11 protein-coding genes are annotated in these 15,973 nt (G+C 53.2%); all 11 read right to left on the bottom strand.

Annotated features, from left to right (window positions below):
* Window positions 1-226 precede the first annotated feature (226 nt).
* On the bottom strand, window positions 227-1,300 hold the full coding sequence (locus J7I43_RS14805) for a FecR family protein (RefSeq protein WP_209146498.1): 1,074 nt from the start codon (window positions 1,298-1,300) through the stop codon (window positions 227-229).
* A gap of 68 nt (window positions 1,301-1,368) precedes the next feature.
* Window positions 1,369-1,932: an RNA polymerase sigma-70 factor gene (locus J7I43_RS14800; protein ID WP_209146497.1), complete on the bottom strand. Its 564-nt coding sequence runs from the start codon at window positions 1,930-1,932 to the stop codon at window positions 1,369-1,371.
* Window positions 1,933-2,174: 242 nt separating this feature from the next.
* Complete coding sequence (locus J7I43_RS14795; RefSeq protein WP_209146496.1) at window positions 2,175-3,275, bottom strand: C2 domain-containing protein; 1,101 nt, start codon at window positions 3,273-3,275, stop codon at window positions 2,175-2,177.
* A gap of 37 nt (window positions 3,276-3,312) precedes the next feature.
* On the bottom strand, window positions 3,313-3,678 hold the full coding sequence (locus J7I43_RS14790; RefSeq protein WP_209146495.1) for a hypothetical protein: 366 nt from the start codon (window positions 3,676-3,678) through the stop codon (window positions 3,313-3,315).
* 471 nt (window positions 3,679-4,149) lie between these two features.
* Window positions 4,150-5,418, bottom strand: a complete 1,269-nt coding sequence (locus J7I43_RS14785) for a TlpA disulfide reductase family protein (RefSeq protein ID WP_209146494.1) — start codon at window positions 5,416-5,418, stop codon at window positions 4,150-4,152.
* A gap of 37 nt (window positions 5,419-5,455) precedes the next feature.
* Window positions 5,456-6,889 carry a RagB/SusD family nutrient uptake outer membrane protein gene (locus tag J7I43_RS14780; RefSeq protein ID WP_209146493.1) on the bottom strand — a complete coding sequence of 478 codons (1,434 nt, stop codon included), beginning with the start codon at window positions 6,887-6,889 and terminating at the stop codon, window positions 5,456-5,458.
* 27 nt (window positions 6,890-6,916) lie between these two features.
* The gene (locus J7I43_RS14775) at window positions 6,917-10,567 is read right to left on the bottom strand and encodes a SusC/RagA family TonB-linked outer membrane protein (protein ID WP_209146492.1); all 3,651 of its coding nucleotides are present in this window, start codon (window positions 10,565-10,567) and stop codon (window positions 6,917-6,919) included.
* Window positions 10,568-10,691: 124 nt separating this feature from the next.
* Window positions 10,692-11,879 (bottom strand): FecR family protein, encoded by a 1,188-nt coding sequence (locus J7I43_RS14770; protein WP_209146491.1) that lies wholly within the window; start codon window positions 11,877-11,879, stop codon window positions 10,692-10,694.
* A gap of 57 nt (window positions 11,880-11,936) precedes the next feature.
* On the bottom strand, window positions 11,937-12,542 hold the full coding sequence (locus tag J7I43_RS14765; protein WP_209146490.1) for an RNA polymerase sigma factor: 606 nt from the start codon (window positions 12,540-12,542) through the stop codon (window positions 11,937-11,939).
* A 246-nt stretch (window positions 12,543-12,788) separates the two neighbouring features.
* Window positions 12,789-14,999 (bottom strand): Gldg family protein, encoded by a 2,211-nt coding sequence (locus J7I43_RS14760; RefSeq protein WP_209146489.1) that lies wholly within the window; start codon window positions 14,997-14,999, stop codon window positions 12,789-12,791.
* Window positions 14,996-15,940: an ABC transporter ATP-binding protein gene (locus J7I43_RS14755; RefSeq protein WP_209146488.1), complete on the bottom strand. Its 945-nt coding sequence runs from the start codon at window positions 15,938-15,940 to the stop codon at window positions 14,996-14,998. Before J7I43_RS14755 ends, J7I43_RS14760 begins: the two co-directional genes overlap by 4 nt.
* Window positions 15,941-15,973: the final 33 nt, after the last annotated feature.

Below are 15,973 nucleotides of genomic sequence, written 5' to 3'. Positions count from 1 at the left end.
TCTGATTTTTTTCATACTTTTGATGTTAGGTTTTGAAAAATAGGCTTCCCCTTCCCTGATGAACCGGAGAAGCCTTACATTGCCTGAGAACGGAGAATGTCGCAAGCATTCTCCTTCTTTTTTGTGATTTCAGTTGATTGTGATTGCTTTTATACCATATTCAATACATTAACGTGAGAACTTGTTACGCGAAATTTTTTGTGATCATTTGTTAGCGAAAATATTGTTAGCGAACATACACCGTATCATTGTCCTGGCTGTATGTTATTTTTCCTGTAGCCTGTAGCGCGTTTAATACGTCTGTCATTGATTTCTTCTCAAAAACGCCGGTAAAGCTGGCGTTGTATAGGGCATCGTTTTCCACGACCACGGTAACATTGTACCATTTTTCCAGTTTGGAAGCCACTTTCCCGAAGTTGTCCCCGTCGAAGATCAGTTTGCCTTCTTTCCATCCTGCGTCCAGCAGGGTGCCGTCCAGCGGGTCCGTACGCAGTTTGCTGAGCGTCAGGATCGGGACCTGCTGCGCCTCCAGGCTGTCTGCATTATGCTGCGCCTGGTATACCGGGCTGATGCGGTTGCGCACGGCCAGTTTTTCGCCGGGTTTCAGCTGGATCGTGTTGCCGGGCTGGTCCGTAAGCGTTATGGCCACGGAACCGCTTACCAGCGTGGTTTCTGTGTTCTGCTCGTCCGGGTAGGACCTTATGTTAAATACGGTGCCGAGCACTTTCACTTTCAGCCCGCCCGCCTCGATGATAAAAGGCATGTCTTCATCTTTCGCCACTTTAAAATAAGCTTCGCCGGTGAGCCGCACGTTACGGGAAGAACGGTTGAAATCGTCTCCGTAAGTGATCTTGCTGTTGGAGTTCAGCCACACTTCCGTGCCGTCTGCCAGGGTGAAATAAGACTGCGACCCTTTCGGTGTTTTCACTTCCTGCGCCGCGGCCCCGCGGGTTTGCCCGGAAGAGGCAGACCAGTACCACCAGCCTCCCGCGCAGGTGAGCGCAAGCAGAAAAACCGTCATTACGAGCGCTTTACGGAATCTCCGGGGCGCAGGCGCGGGCGTTTCCGCTTCGTCCATCAGCCCGGCGATCTGCATTTTGGCGAAGTGGGTGGCGTAGGCCTGAAGGGCCTCAGACTGTTCTTCCTCCTCCCGTTCCGCCGTTCCCGGCACCATCTGCCAATACAGCAGCCGCAGCCTCTCATCCTCCGCGATCAGCTGTTGCAGCTCCGCTGCTTCAGGGTCGCTGGCACTGCCGGACAAAACCCGGCCCATTAAATGATAAAAACGGTCCTCCTGCATTTAACAAAGGGTAATTGCTTATAAGACAAGATCCGGGAACAAACTCCCCAATCCTTTTCGGGATTTTTTTAGAATTTTCCGGCGGAGCTGCCGCGGTGGGTTTTAAACACATCCGCCAGGCGGCGCATGGCGATATTCAGGTGGCGGTCCACCGTGTTTTCGGAGATCTCCATGATGGCGGCCACTTCTTTATAGCTGAATTTTTCTTCGCGTACCAGTTTGTAGGCCATCTGGCATTTGGGAGGCAGCTGGGAAATGGCTTTGGCGAAGTCGTTTTTCAGTTCGCGGCCGATGTAGATGTCTTCCGGCGTAAGGTAGGAAACAAATGAAGCCGGGGCGATATTGTCGATGTCGCAAACGATGTAGTTCCGGTTTTTCACCAGGTAATTGATCGCGGCATTTTTGACGGATTTAAAAAGATAGACTTTCAGGTTGTGGATGTTCAGCAGGCCTTCTTTCATGGTCCATACCTTCAGGATGGCGTCGGACACGAGCTCTTCCGCCACTTCGCCCTGCCTTACATACGTATCGGCAAAGCGCACGAGGCCTTTATAGAAGTGAAGAAACAACTGCTTGTAGGCTTCTTCATTCCGGTAGACGGCAACCTGCTCCTGTAGTAATGCGATATCCATGAAAACCCGTAGTACCTGTAATGTCAAATCTAGGCATTAGTCCGGTTAAAAAAAACCGCGGGACTGGGCTTATTTTCGCTAAGAGGTATTCAAAATTCACATTTTCGGGATTCCGCGGGATCAGCGCCGCGAACCAGGTAAAAACGGTGATGCCGCCGCCGGTTAGCAGGTACTAAAAGGACCGGCCCGGAAAACAGCAATTGTTTTTCAGACCGGCCCTCTTGGTATCTACCGCATCCCTGTTATGAGACCTTTGCCGGAACGTTCTGCGCTACCAGCTTCACATTGATCGTGTATTCCACGGCATCCGTCCTGGACGAATAATCCTTGGTGCTTTTGAAAGTAACGCTTTTGCCCGGCGACAGCTGTGAAAGGCTGATGCTGAATGTGCCCACCACATCATTGTCGCTCGAGCCGTCTTCGTCATACACCGTTACCGCCACGCTGGAATTGAACCAGACTGAACGGCCGCATTGCCAGGTTTCCCCTTCCTTCATCGAAAAATAATCGTACGTAGGATATGGATATTGTGTATCGCCGTCGGCCTGGAAAATAAAATAGATCTCGTTCTCATCGCCCGCCCCGTCGTTGGAAGGATGCACGCATTTCAGGCTTTCGATGATTAAAAAGTTGTTCTTCCGGGGCTGGACGACCGGTTTGATGTACGGGTCCGCTCCCTGGTCGCCCAGGATGAATATATAACATTCCACTTCGGCGATGCCATCTTCCACGCCTATGCCGAGAGTGACCGCTATACCGGAAATACCGTCTGAAGTATAATAAATGCCCGCGCTCATTTCCGCCTCGAAACCGAGATCTATTTCCGTGCCCCACCGGTACCCTTCCAGGTCTGCCGGTGTACTGTTCCACAACCCGAACTGCACGCCTCCCATTACTCCGATCTCCAGGCCTTCTTCCAGCGACAACGCTAAAAATTCAGCAGTCTGCATCCCCTTCGAATTTCCGACGCCGATGGCTACCCCGATGGTCCCGGAAAACCCGATGACCAATTCCGCCTCGAAGCTCAGGCCTATCGTGAAACTGCTTTCCGGAAGGTCCAGCGACCTGATCCAGCTGATCAGTTTAACGAATACCGGTTTGTCGGGCAGGCTTGCCACATACGACCGTACTTCCTGCAGGTCCATATGCTCCACCGCCGCCAGTTCCTTTTTTCCTTCAGGTGAGTTGCTGTAGCTGGCCCAGGCTTTTGCCGCTTCTTCAAAGACTTCTTTTTCTTTTTCCATCGATGCCGGTTTGGAAGGAGGTTTGGGTGCTGACGGGGATTGCATGGACCGGTAAAGCCCTGCATAATTTGCGAGTTGTATTTTCAGTGCTTCTTTCATAACAATGTTTTTTTTGATTTACGGAATAAATGGGGGCTTAATCGATGTACGTGTAAGAGATGGTGTAATCCGCCCCGTTATGGTTTTTCAGCCGCCTGGAACCGGAACCGCTGCCCGGCTCGAAATCGGTGCTCTGGAGATAGGTGGCGAGGTTGGGATCGTAACTCAGATCGTGGTCCCAAATGGTGACCAGCACTTCATACTCAAAGTTGAGCACGAGGTCTTCCAGGTTCCAGGTATCGCCTTTCTCCATGTTTTCGCTGGAATTGATCTTGGCAGGCACGCGGATGGGTAATCCGCCATCTGCCTGGCATACCAAATACACTTCGTCGCCATCGGTAACGCCGGATTCGGAAGTGGCGTTGCAAACAATTGAAGTTACCCGGATAGAATGTTTACTCATGGTTAAAATTTATTAGTTAACAAATCGGTTAGCCTGGATACTTTCGGGGCGTTTTGAGCCGGGCAATAACATACCTGCCGGCCCGGCATTTGTAAATGCGGGCCTGCGCGACAGACCACTTGCGGGAATGCCGCTGCAGATCGCCCGTCCGGGCGGCGCCATGCGTAATTTTCCCCTCATGCGTGCGGGGAGCGAACTTATCTCGGATGTGTTTAATAATGAAAAACGGGGCATCCCTGTTTTTCCCGGGTACTGCTGTTGAAGGAATGAAAAATAGGGTTCATTTGTCTCACAACAAAGCGATGGGCGCTTCTTATGGCAGCGATATACATCTAACGCTACGAATATACGAAAGTATTTTTACAATAACATTCAACGAATTATCACCTAAGCAATATCTTCTATGTTGCCTGTTAAAAAATGAAGCCCCGCTCAGGGAGCAGGGCTTCAAAAAAAAGATTTTTACGTCGATCAGGATGCTTCTTTCGCAAGGTCGATCATCGCTTCCAACTCGTTGATCAGTTCGGAATCGGTCGAAAAGCCGGTGCTCATGAACCGCATCCTGCCCCTGCCGTCGATCACCACTTTTGCGGGGATGCCGTTGGGCTTGTATTTGGAGACTACCTGGAAAGTACCCTTGTCCCCCACCGGTTCGTCCATCAGCACATGGAAAGGATATTTTTTCTTTTCCATGAATGATTTCACCCTCAGCAACGCGCCATCCGCCTTTTCCTGCGTCGCAATAAAGAGGAATACGACCTCCGGGTGCTGTTTCACCATTTTTTGCATCGCCGGGAAGGAAGCGATACAGGGCTGGCACCAGGTAGCCCAGAAATCCAGCACTACTACTTTCCCCCGGAAATCCGATAGCGATACCATTTTGCCGTTCAGATCGCGGAGCGCGAAACCCGGCGCCACGGTGTCTTTCATTTTGGGCTTCAGCGATTCTTTGAGCGCGGTCTGCACGCTTTTTTCCAGCCGGCCGACATATTCATCAAACCCCTTGGTGCTGCCATGTTTGCCGACGTACAGCTCTTTCAGCTGCGCATGCATGTCCGCCGTTGCTTTGCCTTTTTTGGTGAGGGCTTCCAGCAGGCCGTACGCTTTATCCTGCTGGCCCGTGAGCGCCAGCAGCCGCGCATATCTCTCCACGGAAGACGACATTCCTTCTTCCGGGTCGCCGTCAAAAGTTTTCTCCTGGTATGCCAGCGCTTCCTTATATTTTCCGTTGGCGAAAAGCGCGGCGGCATAGGTATCGTAATACGGGTATTGGGCAAAGGTCATGAACCGTTTCCAGTCGGCTTCTTCCATGGATACGGGCCTGGCGGCGGGATCGTCTTTATAGGAAAGATAAAGATCGATCGTTTCCTTCGCCAGCTGTTCCGCCATTTTTGCATCGATCTTATCGCGCACCAGTATGCTGGCGCCCATGTTCATATAAGAGGTCTGGTTGAATTTGTTTTTTATTTCGCCGATATATTTTTTAAACGCGTCGTAGCGGCGTTCGCGAAGAAAAGCGAGCGCAACGGTGCCTTTTAAGACGTCGATCGTTTCCGCGTCCTTAGCCGCGTCCAGCTTATTGTCCGCGATGATCTTCCTCATCAGCGAAACGCTTTTTCCCGGGTCGCTTTCTTTGGTGAGGCTTTTCATCTGCTCCATCATGGCGGTCTGTTGCTGGGCGCTCGCCAGCAGCGGGACAGCGATCAGTAAAACGAGTAACGATAGTTTGATCTTTTTCATGTAACGATCTGTTTTTATCAGTGGATTGGTTTCAGTATCACGGATTGTCTTCCATGCCCGGGTTCGTCAGCAGCATCCTGGGCGGGATCTTCAGCACGAAACGTTCCGGCCGCAATTGGTATGCGGTGGTAGTGCCGTCTGCCTGGTAAAGTGTATGCGTATACGAAGGATTGCCGAACAGCGGATCGACGGAAAGCCTTCTCATATCGAACCAGCGAACGCCGAGCCCGGCGTATTCCCGCAGGCGTTCATCCATCACGAAACGCAGTAATTGCGCCTGATCGCCCGCGATAACGGCGGGTACGGCGGCATCGGCTTCCGGCATACGTTTGGCACGCAGCTGCTCCAATGCGGTTACCGAACCGGGAAGGTCTTTCAACCGGGCTTTACACTCCGCTATCAGCAAATATATTTCCGGCACTACTACGCCAAAGGGCACAATGCTGGGCGCTGTTCTGCGCTGGGCGCCCCCCATGAACGGCGCGCCGGCGGGGAAAGGCGTTTTTGAGTACAACAGCAGGCGAAGGTCTGAAGGCGCATACAATGCCATAGTTTCACTTTTCACCTGCAGCGTATTGAACAGCACATGAAAGTTGGAGAATTGCCGGAGGTACAACGCTTCCTGGTTATTGGCGGTAACGGGATAATTAGGACCGAACATATCGACCGGCGTGAAAGCGCCGCCCGGTGCAAAAGTTTCGTTGTAGTTGTACAGACCGACCGGCACCTGCGCCGTTGCAAGCCCCTGCAGCGACGCTTCCAGGAGCGGAAGCGCTTCTTCGTAGCGCTGCATAAAAACATACACCTTCCCGAGCAGGGCCTGCGCGGCGGGTTTGCTCATGCGGAGGCGATGAAATACAGGTACAGACAGATCGGGCAGCGCCTTCTCCAGGTCGCCCGTTATAAAATCGTACACCTGCTGTACGGAAGCGCGGCTGAATTGGTTCACCGTAATATCCGCCGTGGTAATGATGGGAAATCCCGGGTCGGACGCGGCTGTGGAGGATTGATAAGGTTTGCCGTAATAATTGATCAGCAGGAAATAGGTCCACGCCCGCCCTGCAAGCGCTTCGGCCTGTACCATCCTTTTTTGCCCCGGCGTTCCGTCCGGCGTTTCCATCACTTCGTTAATGATCTTGTTATAGGTATAGATGCTTGCGAGCGGACCGGAAGTTTCCGCGCTGTTTTCATCGCGCTGATAAACCTGGTCGCTCCAGGTAAAAAGGCGCTGTTCGCGCAGGGTAAGCCCGCTGTAATAAGGCTCGATGGCGGTTACTTCGTCTCCCATCAGCAGCTGCGCGTCCGCGCCCACATTCAGCAGGTTGGGATTGTTGAGCAACAGCTCGTAGTCTTTGTAGCCGACCGCGATCACCTTTCCTTTCGGCAAAACCTCCAGGAAACTTTTTTTGCAGGATATGCCGGCTGTTAGCAGAAGAAGCAGTATGGCCGGAGCAGCAATATATTTTTTCATGTCCTTCTTTTAATAAATGTTCTTTTTCTAAAACCGGATATTTACACCCGCGGTAACAGTGCCCTGGTTGATACGCATGTAACGGATGCCCCCGGCCAGTTGCCCGGCGGCGCTGCCGCCCGGAGCGTCCTGGAATTCAGGATCGATGCCGTAGTCGTTGGCTTTCCACAACATTACGTTGGATAATTGCAGGCGCAGCTTCACGCCGTTGAGTTTCGCCACAGACACTACCTTTCGCGGAAGGTCGTAACTCAGCGAGATATCTCTCAGTTTTACGAAAGCGGCGCTCACGACGTTGATGTCGCCCTGCGTATAATATCTTGTGTCCCTCCTGCTTGCATTCACGCTGTTCACCGGTATCCAGGAAGGAACGTTCGTGGTCTGCTCGTCGCCGGGCTGCTGCCACCTGTCTGCAAATTCCGCATGCACATTGCCGCTGCGAAAACGCAGGTCGCCGCTTTGCATGGCGTTGTTGGCCGTAAGCGGGATCAGCCCGTTGCCGGAATAAAAACTATTCACGTCCCGCCGCATAACATTCCCGAAGTTGTAAACGATATTGGCAGACAGCGAGAGGTTCCCGAACGTCCAGATATTCGACAGACCGCCGTTCCACACCGGCTGATAAGTGCCCATGTACAGCACGTCGTCAGGCATGGCGGCATTTCTTTCTTTTATGACCTTACCGTCCTGCAAGCTGATCTGCGGATCGCCCTCACCGTCCAGCCCCGCGAAATCGTACGCAAAAACAGCGAACGCCGGGTAACCCGCGAGATAGATGGTACCGGTTTTTTGCTCGCCGGTTGCGATCAGCGCGGGCTGGTTGAGCTTCGTGATCTTGTTGCGGTTGTACGCAAGCACCAGCTGGCTCACCCAGCTGAAACGGCCGGCGGTGATGTTGAGGGAACGGATAGACGCTTCAATGCCGGTGTTCCGCATATTCCCGAAGTTCCCTACCACCGTGTTGTAACCCGAGAAGGGGTTCACTTCCATCTGGCCGATCAGGTTCTCCGTTTGTTTGCTGTAAAAATCGACGGACCCGCTCAGCCGGTTGCCTTTCAGCACCCCGAAATCGACGCCGATATTCAGCGTGCGGGAGCTTTCCCAGGTAAGGGCGGCATTGGCCGGCGTTACGATGGCAAGCCCCGTATTGCCCGGCAGCGTGGAGCCGGATTGCGCGCCGAGGATGTCGTAAGAAGCAGCGGTGCCCGGAACGGGAGAATTCCCGGTGAGGCCGTACGACACTCTCAGGGCAAGATCGTTGAATGCCCGGTGTTCCATAAACGATTCGTCGCCCAGCTCCCAGCGCCCGCCAATGCTCCATACCGGCTTGCGCTGCGAAGAACGGTCCCTGCCAAAAAGATTCGATTCGTCCAGGCGGATGCTGCCGTTGAACGTATACCGCCTGAGCCAGGTATAACCCATATTGCCATAATAGGAAAGAAACCTGACGCGCGATTCCGTTTCCCCGAACGGCTGCGCATTGGCCAGCAGGCTGCGCGAACCGTTGTTGGGCATCACCGGGCCGGCTACGCCGGTGGTGGAAAGCGTGGCGTAATCGATCGCGGGATAGGTTTGCAGCAATTCGTTATAACCACGCGTGAGCGACTGGCTGGTCACAACCAGCTGTTCCTGCGATTCCTGGCCCACAAGCAGCGAAAGCTGATGCCTTTTGCCGTTCCATGCCTTATCGTAAGCGAGTTGGTTCCGAACCGTCCAGTTGTTTTGCGTGGCGTTCGACAACGAATACCTTCCGCCGGTGACGGGGAGATAATATTTGGGCAGCTGGCCCGGCGCCGTGGCGGGCACGGTGAATTGTACGGCTTCCGAGCGCACCAGGTAACTCCGGCTGTCGTCGTAAGAGCGGATCTTTTCCGCCGTTTTAAACAGCCCGTATACGCCGGAGAAAGATAAACCATCCAGCAGCTTCACCGTAAGCCCCGCCGTGATCCTTGCCTGCAGCAGGTCTGCTTTGGTATAACCGTAGTCGCGCTCCAGCAGCGGGTTGTAATCCAGGTTGACGCCGCTTTTCCCTTCAAATGCCCGCCGTGTTGAATCGGAAAGCTGCTTCACGTAAGGAATGGAAAGCGGTTTGCCCTGCGCGTCCTCAAACAGCTGGTAAGGAAGAAAACGGTTATCTGCTTCCACATTCCTCGGCGCGGTGGTATTTACATTCGTAAGATCTGTGATCAGGAATACATCGAGATGTTTATTGACGGTATAATCCTGCCTGACATTTATTTTATACGTGTTGTTCGTTTCACCCGGTTTGTTGCTTTGCGTGCCGGTATACGCGAGCGAGCCGTATATGCCGTACGATTCCCCGCCTCCCCGTATCGAAAGCGTATGGTTGGTGAGCAGACCGGGCCGGTACCATGCATCGCGTATCTGGCGGACGTTGTTGATAGCCGCCAAACTGTCGAGGCTCGCCGTTGCCTGCGCATCGGAAATCAGCCCGCGGTAACGGTTGTACAAAATAACGTTGTGCGGCGGCACGCCGGTAGACCCCAATCCCGTATAGGCGCTGACGTTTGCCCACGGATAAAGGTCCGGCCGGAAAATATCGCTGGCGGCCTGGATAAATTGCCGGCTGCTGAGCACAGGGTAATAATCAACATCCGGCTTTCCCTGGAAATTCACAAAACCGTCGTATTCGATAGCGAGTTTTTCGTTCCTGCCGCCTTTGCGGGTGCTGATAACGATCACCCCGTTGGCGGCCCTTGCGCCCCAGATGGATGCGGCGGAAGCGTCTTTTAATACAGTGATCTCCGCTACGTCCTGCGGGTTCAGTGAATTGATATTATCCAGCGGCACACCGTCTACCACCAGCAGCGGCGATTTGTTGCTGTTGATGGACGTGAGGCCGCGGATCAGCACCGGCGTGCCTGCGGCCGAAGGCGCATTGTTCACGGTAAGCCCCGGCACCAGCCCGTCCAGGCGCTGCAGGATATTCATGGAAGTGGTCCTGTCCCGGAGTATTTGCATATTCGGTTTGGCATATGCGCCCGCGCTGCGTTTTACCGAGAACGACTGGTAACCGCTGCTCACCACCACTTCTTTCAGCTGGCTGGAAGATCCGCTCAGCACGAAATCAACAAATGTATGACTGCCTTTGCTCACGTACACTCTTTTCTCTTCGCGCGTGTAGCCTACACAAGAAACCTGCACAACGTAAAATCCTTCCGGTAAATTTTTAAACTGATATTCGCCCCGCTCGTTGGTAACCATGCCTTGTTTTTGAGGTTCCAGCATCACCGTTGCGGGTGTGACCGGAGCGCCGGCCTCATTTTTTACGGAACCGCTGATCGTTCCCGGTTCATTGGGGCGCTCGCCGGCGGGCGTAACGGGCTTCGCTTTCAGGAAAATGGTTTTGTTGCTGATCTCATAGGAGAGTTGCTGGTTGCGCAGCACCAGGTCCAGAAATTCCGTCAGCGGCATGTTGCGTACCGCGCAGGTAACAGGTTGGGTTTCCTTCAACAATTGTTTACCCCCAAACACACTGTACCCCGTTTGTTCGCGGATAGCCTGGAATACCGTTACCAGTTGCGCTTCTTTCGCGGTATAGGTAATAACGGGGCCGGTGGACTGGGCATTTATTCCCCAACAGATCGACATGAGCAGCATCACGCCAAGCCACCTGGCCTGCCATCGTGATACCGCCGTTTTTGGTTGAGCAGCCATTAAAGAACACATTTAGTTGATAAAATGAATAAAAATGAACAAAAAGTCTCCCTGATCGCGGATGACGTCCTCCACGAACCGGGCCTGGTTGGTTTTTGTATGTACTTAACTCATGTAAACATGCTCATGGGGAAACGATCAAACGTCTCCCGTTCTCGAGGCGGAAATTCACCCCGGACATTTTCAAGCCTTTTAATACTTCCGAAAGCGGGAGCGACCGTTCCATTCCGCCGATAAACTCCAGGTCGGGGATGCCGTTTTCATACACCACTTCGATATCGTACCAGCGGGAAAGCTGGCGCATGATGTCCTGCAGGTCTGCATCCTGGAAATTAAACCGTCCTTCCTTCCAGGCCATGGCTTCTGAAATGCCTTGCTGGCCAAGCGTTTTGACGGACAACTGTTTTGAAGATACCTGCGCCTGCTGCCCCGGTTTCAAAATCACTTTTTTCCCATTCCCGGCTACGCGTACCGCGCCTTCGAGCAGTGTGGTACTGACAAGTTCTTCTTCCTCATAAGCCTTGATGTTAAAATGCGTGCCCAGCACTTCTACGGAACCGGTTTCGTTCAGCTTCACCCTGAACGGCATTTGCGCGTGCGGCGCCACTTCGAAATAAACTTCCCCCGTTATGGCCACTACCCGCTCGCTGCCGGAAAAAACGACCGGGTAACTGATGGAACTTGCGGCGTTGAGCCAGGCCTTTGTTCCATCAGGGAGCGTGACCTGGTACATGCGGCCGCGGGGAGTGCGCAGCGTATTGTAAGCCGCAACGCCTTCATCTCCACCGGGAGTGTACACGATCTGCCCGTCTTTTTTAACCACCTGGCTGCCCTGCTGCGTAGCTAACCGGCCGTTGGCCGCGCTATCCAGCAGAATGGTGGTGCCATCTGCCAGCGTGAGGATGGCGCCGGTTTTACCGGGCACAACATCCATGGTGTTTGCCGTTATCAGCGGGGGTTGCAGATCTTTTTTGCGCGCGGTCAGGAAATATGCGCCGATGGCAGCGATCAATATGATGGAAGCCGCCGCCCAGCCCCATCTGCGCAGGAAATGCACGCCGGGAACGGGCCGCATGGGAACGGCCTTTTCACGGGATATCTGCGCTGCTACGCCTTCCTGCACGCGTTTCACCACGTCCGGATATATGGCAGGCGCCGCCGCAAACTGCTCAAGCTGCTCCTTTAATATTTCATCCAGCGCGGCCGAATTTTCCGGCTGCCGGAGCAGGTCCTGCAAAATCTCCCATTCCTCTTTAGAAATGGTGCCCTGTGCAAAACGGTCGATATAATATTCCAGGTTGTTTTGTGGCATGACTACTTATATAAACTGCTTTTTTAAGAGAGAGGGTAGGTCGGGGTAAAAAAAAATTTAAACGGGCCAGGCGCCGGGCAGCGAAAGCCAGATCAACGCTATTACGATCACATCCAGTTCTTTTTTCAGGTAATGCCTGAGAAACACCATGGCTTCGGTGATGTGCTGCTTCACAGCGTTGCGGGAAATACCGAGGCGTTCGCCGATCTCTTCGTAGGTCAGGTTTTCCAGGCGGCTGAGCGTAAATACCTCCTTCCGCCGCGCCGGCAACCGGTCGATGCCTTTAAAAACGGCCTGTTGCAGCTCTTTCAGCTGAACGGCGGATTCGGGGCCGGCCAGCTGCGCCCGCAGCAGGTCCGGGGGCGGTTCGGCGACGGACAAAACCTTTTCTTTGATGATCGTTTGCACTTTATTCCTGGTGATGACGTACACATATCCCGGGAAGTTTTCCATTCCCGGGAGCTTCTCCCGGTTCCGCCAGATGCTCATGAAAATATCCTGCACGGCTTCTTCGGCGCGTTGCGCATGTTTCAGGTACAGCAGCAGCTGGGCGTAGATAATGGGCGTATAATGTGCGACGATAGCGGAAAATGCGCGCTCGTCCCCCGCTCCCACCAGCATCAGCAGGTCATTTTCCTGATATGAACTAAAGTTTTCCACCATGTAACGTTGAAGCCGGTGTAAACATAATTAAATTTCAGGATTGGGGTATACGATCGGGGACAACAGGAAGACGGCGTTGCGGGTCGCCCTCCTGAAATAGGTATTTGCCGAAAGCGGCAGCCAACTATGGAAAGTGTGCGCCACGGGCCATACCATAAAACGAAAACCCGCTCATAGAGCGGGCTTCGTGGCCGGTTAGTTTTTAATTTTTTGGGGCAAGCATAGATGATCTGTAAAAAAATATCGTTATCTCCTTCTCCTGTACAACAACAGCACCGTGGCGAAAACCAGCAGCAGTCCGGGTATTACCCCGAAGAAAAATATCCGCATGGTGAGGATTCCTTTATCGTTGGTGTCGATCGCGTCTTTCGATTTGATAGCGCCCGTGTTGACGGGGAATTTGCCGTAGGTGAACCAACGGAACATTTCCGTGATCAGCGGCTGGTTCCAGATGTACGGTTTGCGCCGCGCCAGTTCGCCGGAGCTCATAAAGTCCGCATCGCCGGTAACCACGATCCGTTGCGTTTTGCCGTTCACTTTTCTTTCCGCCGCAATTGCCAGCGCGCCGTTGTTTTTCGCGACCAGCAGCGGAATGGTGTGAAAACCATGCTGCTGCCCGTATTGAAGGCTCACCGCCCCTGGCATGGACACTACGCCTTTATCGGCCCTGTATGCCGAAAATTTGGGATTGATGGCCCCTGCGCTGTCTGAAAAACGGGCGAGGATAAAATCGGGCGCATAATCCCGGCTTTCTTCCGTTACCGGCGCGCTGCCCGCCTGCACGTCCAGCTGCTGCAATACGGGGTTCAGAATTTCCTGCGATCCCGGTTCCGCGATCACCAGCAGGTTTCCGCCGCCTGCGATATACTGGCCCAGCTTCGCCTGCGCATCCGGCGGAAGCGCCGTTTTAGGGTCCGCGATCACCAGTACGGATGTTGTGGCGGGGATCTCGTCATTCACCAGATTGACCGTATCCACGTTAAATCCCTGGTTGATCAGCGCGCCCCTGAACGTAAGCTCGTTCACGAACATCCTGAAATCCGCATCACCCGCTTTTGTAATGCTTCTTTCGCCGTTGCCGCGGAGAAAAACGACCAGCGGCATGTCGTCCGGCGTGATCAGGCGTTTCAGCGCGGCGGTAAATTCCTGCTCGCCGGGATAGATCCTGATATCGTTGTAATACCGCAGGAAAGTTTTTTTGTTGCCATATTGCAAAAGTCTTACGAGACGGTTTTCTTCAGGGCCGAGGTCTACCGTTTTTTTGATCTGCTCGGGCGACAATACCTTTTTGTAATCCAGCTCCTGGATGTCCGCCACTTTTTTTGCGATAGCGGCGTCGCTTTCACCGGGATAATTTTTATACAGGCCTTCGTTGTTGGAAAAGTCGTAGTAATACACGTAATCCATTTCCAGGTCCGGCATAAAACGGCGGTACGGCGTAAGTATCCTTTCGTCCGCGCTTTTTTTCTCCGGCGCGCCGAGGTAAAAATTATTATCGAGAATGTTCACATAGGTCGTGATCTTCAGCGGCTGGTCCATTTTTTCGATCAGCTCGCGGCTTTGCGGGCCGAGCGTATGGGTTTTGGTGGCCGTCATATCGATATAACCGGTAAGGGCCGGCAGCGAGCTGACATACCCGACCAGGAAACACAACGCTATCAGCCCGAGATACCTGAAGGTGCGGACGGAAGAAGATTTTGCCTCGCGTTGATTTTGCAGCCGCATCGTCGTGATCGCGAGGAAAAAACCGATCACCACTAAAAAATAGATCGCGTCCTGCGAACTGATCAGGCCGAAAATGAATTGTTCCGTTCTGCCCGCGATAGACATGTAATAAGTGATATGCCGCACGGTATCGTTGCCCTGGAACAGACCGCCCACGAAGTTGAGGCCCGCCAGTACCGCCAATGTGCTGATGGCCGCCACAACCTGGTAAGTGGTGAGCGACGACATAAACAGCCCGATGGCCGCGTAAGCACAAATGAGCAGGTAAAGCCCCAGCGCGCCGGAGCCCAGCAACGTCCAGTCGATATGCTCGATAAAAAACGAACCGGAGACGGCGTACATGCAAATGATGACCAGCAGCAAAGCGCCGTAACCCATCATCGCTACATATTTCCCCAGCACAATATCCCTCACTTTAATGGGTGAAGACAATAACAGTTTGATGGAACCGCTGTGCATTTCACGGCTGATAAGCCCCATCGTGAGCAGCGGGATATAAAAGTAAAGCGTGTTTTTCACACCCGGGTAAAACCCTTCATGCAGGCCGGCGTAGACCATGGAAGTAACGTCGGAAAAGTGATTGCCCATCCGCTGCGCCCTTCCTATCATCTGGAGGTAATAGATAAAATTGACCCCTATCTGTACGGGGAACACGATCAATATGAGCCAGGCCACCGGTGAATGAAACAGGAGGCTCAGTTCCTGGCGGGCTATTCTTATAATTAATTTCATGATTGTACGGCGGGTTTAGATTTTTTATTGGATAACTGTGCGAAGATGGCGTCGAGCGAGCTTTTCTCCAGCGTTATTTCCTTCAGGCGCCATTTGCGCTGAACGCTCGTTTCCACGAGGTTTTCCGCGATGTCCGCACCTGTCTCGAATCTTACCCGCACCGTTTTGTCCGACAGAAATTCCACTTCCTTTATTCCCCTGATAGCCCTCAGCTCCTCTTCGGCCGGCGGGTTTTCCAATGTGGCGATCAAACTGTCCGGCTCGATGTAATTGTTGAAAGAATCCATTGTGTCTTTAAATACGATCTTCCCGCCTTCGATCATGATGATATCCTGGCAGGTGGCCTGTATTTCGGAAAGGATGTGGGAAGAGAAGATCACCGCACGGTCTGCCGCTATTTCCTTGATGAGCTGCCGTACTTCCAGTATCTGGTTGGGATCGAGGCCGTTGGTTGGCTCGTCCAGCACCACCAGCAGCGGCGTATGGATGATCGCCTGTGCAATGCCCACCCTTTGACGGTAACCGCCGGAAAGATTGCCGATGAGCCTTTTGCTGAAATGCGCCACGCCGCAACGTTCCTTCACCATGTCTACCGCCGCTTTTATTTTATTTTTTTCTATGAGCCGGAGGTGAGCGCAGAATGTGAGGTATTCGTCCACCGTTTGCTCGAGGTAAAGCGGCGCGTTCTGCGGCAGGAAGCCGATCCTTTTTTTGGCTTCTTCCGGGTCCGTTCTCATATCGATGCCCTCGATCAGCACGCGGCCTTTCGTTTGGCTCAACACGCCGCAAAGGATGTTCATGGTGGTAGACTTGCCGGCCCCGTTGGAGCCCAGCAATCCAAGAATGCCTTTTTTATTGATCTCAAAGCTGACGTCTTTCACGGCCCAGTCTTTACTGTAGCGGTGCGACAGCTCCTCAATTTTAACTATGTTGTCTTGCATGTCCGATTTATTAAATCAATAGGAAGTGGATGG

Origin of the sequence: Chitinophaga chungangae, assembly GCF_017742215.1 — a bacterium.
GTDB classification, from domain to species: domain Bacteria; phylum Bacteroidota; class Bacteroidia; order Chitinophagales; family Chitinophagaceae; genus Chitinophaga; species Chitinophaga chungangae.
Note: the sequence above shows the minus strand (reverse complement) of the source record. Positions and strands in the feature narration are given on the sequence as shown.

Excerpts from the sequence above, each read along its gene's own strand:
- J7I43_RS14780 (WP_209146493.1), bottom strand. The coding sequence starts at position 6,889 with ATGAAAAAATATATTGCTGCTCCGGCCATACTGCTTCTTCTGCTAACA.
- J7I43_RS14795 (WP_209146496.1), bottom strand. The coding sequence starts at position 3,275 with ATGAAAGAAGCACTGAAAATACAACTCGCAAATTATGCAGGGCTTTAC.
- J7I43_RS14785 (WP_209146494.1), bottom strand. The coding sequence starts at position 5,418 with ATGAAAAAGATCAAACTATCGTTACTCGTTTTACTGATCGCTGTCCCG.
- J7I43_RS14755 (WP_209146488.1), bottom strand. The coding sequence starts at position 15,940 with ATGCAAGACAACATAGTTAAAATTGAGGAGCTGTCGCACCGCTACAGT.
- J7I43_RS14790 (WP_209146495.1), bottom strand. The coding sequence starts at position 3,678 with ATGAGTAAACATTCTATCCGGGTAACTTCAATTGTTTGCAACGCCACT.
- J7I43_RS14760 (WP_209146489.1), bottom strand. The coding sequence starts at position 14,999 with ATGAAATTAATTATAAGAATAGCCCGCCAGGAACTGAGCCTCCTGTTT.
- J7I43_RS14805 (WP_209146498.1), bottom strand. The coding sequence starts at position 1,300 with ATGCAGGAGGACCGTTTTTATCATTTAATGGGCCGGGTTTTGTCCGGC.
- J7I43_RS14770 (WP_209146491.1), bottom strand. The coding sequence starts at position 11,879 with ATGCCACAAAACAACCTGGAATATTATATCGACCGTTTTGCACAGGGC.
- J7I43_RS14775 (WP_209146492.1), bottom strand. The coding sequence starts at position 10,567 with ATGGCTGCTCAACCAAAAACGGCGGTATCACGATGGCAGGCCAGGTGG.
- J7I43_RS14765 (WP_209146490.1), bottom strand. The coding sequence starts at position 12,542 with ATGGTGGAAAACTTTAGTTCATATCAGGAAAATGACCTGCTGATGCTG.
- J7I43_RS14800 (WP_209146497.1), bottom strand. The coding sequence starts at position 1,932 with ATGGATATCGCATTACTACAGGAGCAGGTTGCCGTCTACCGGAATGAA.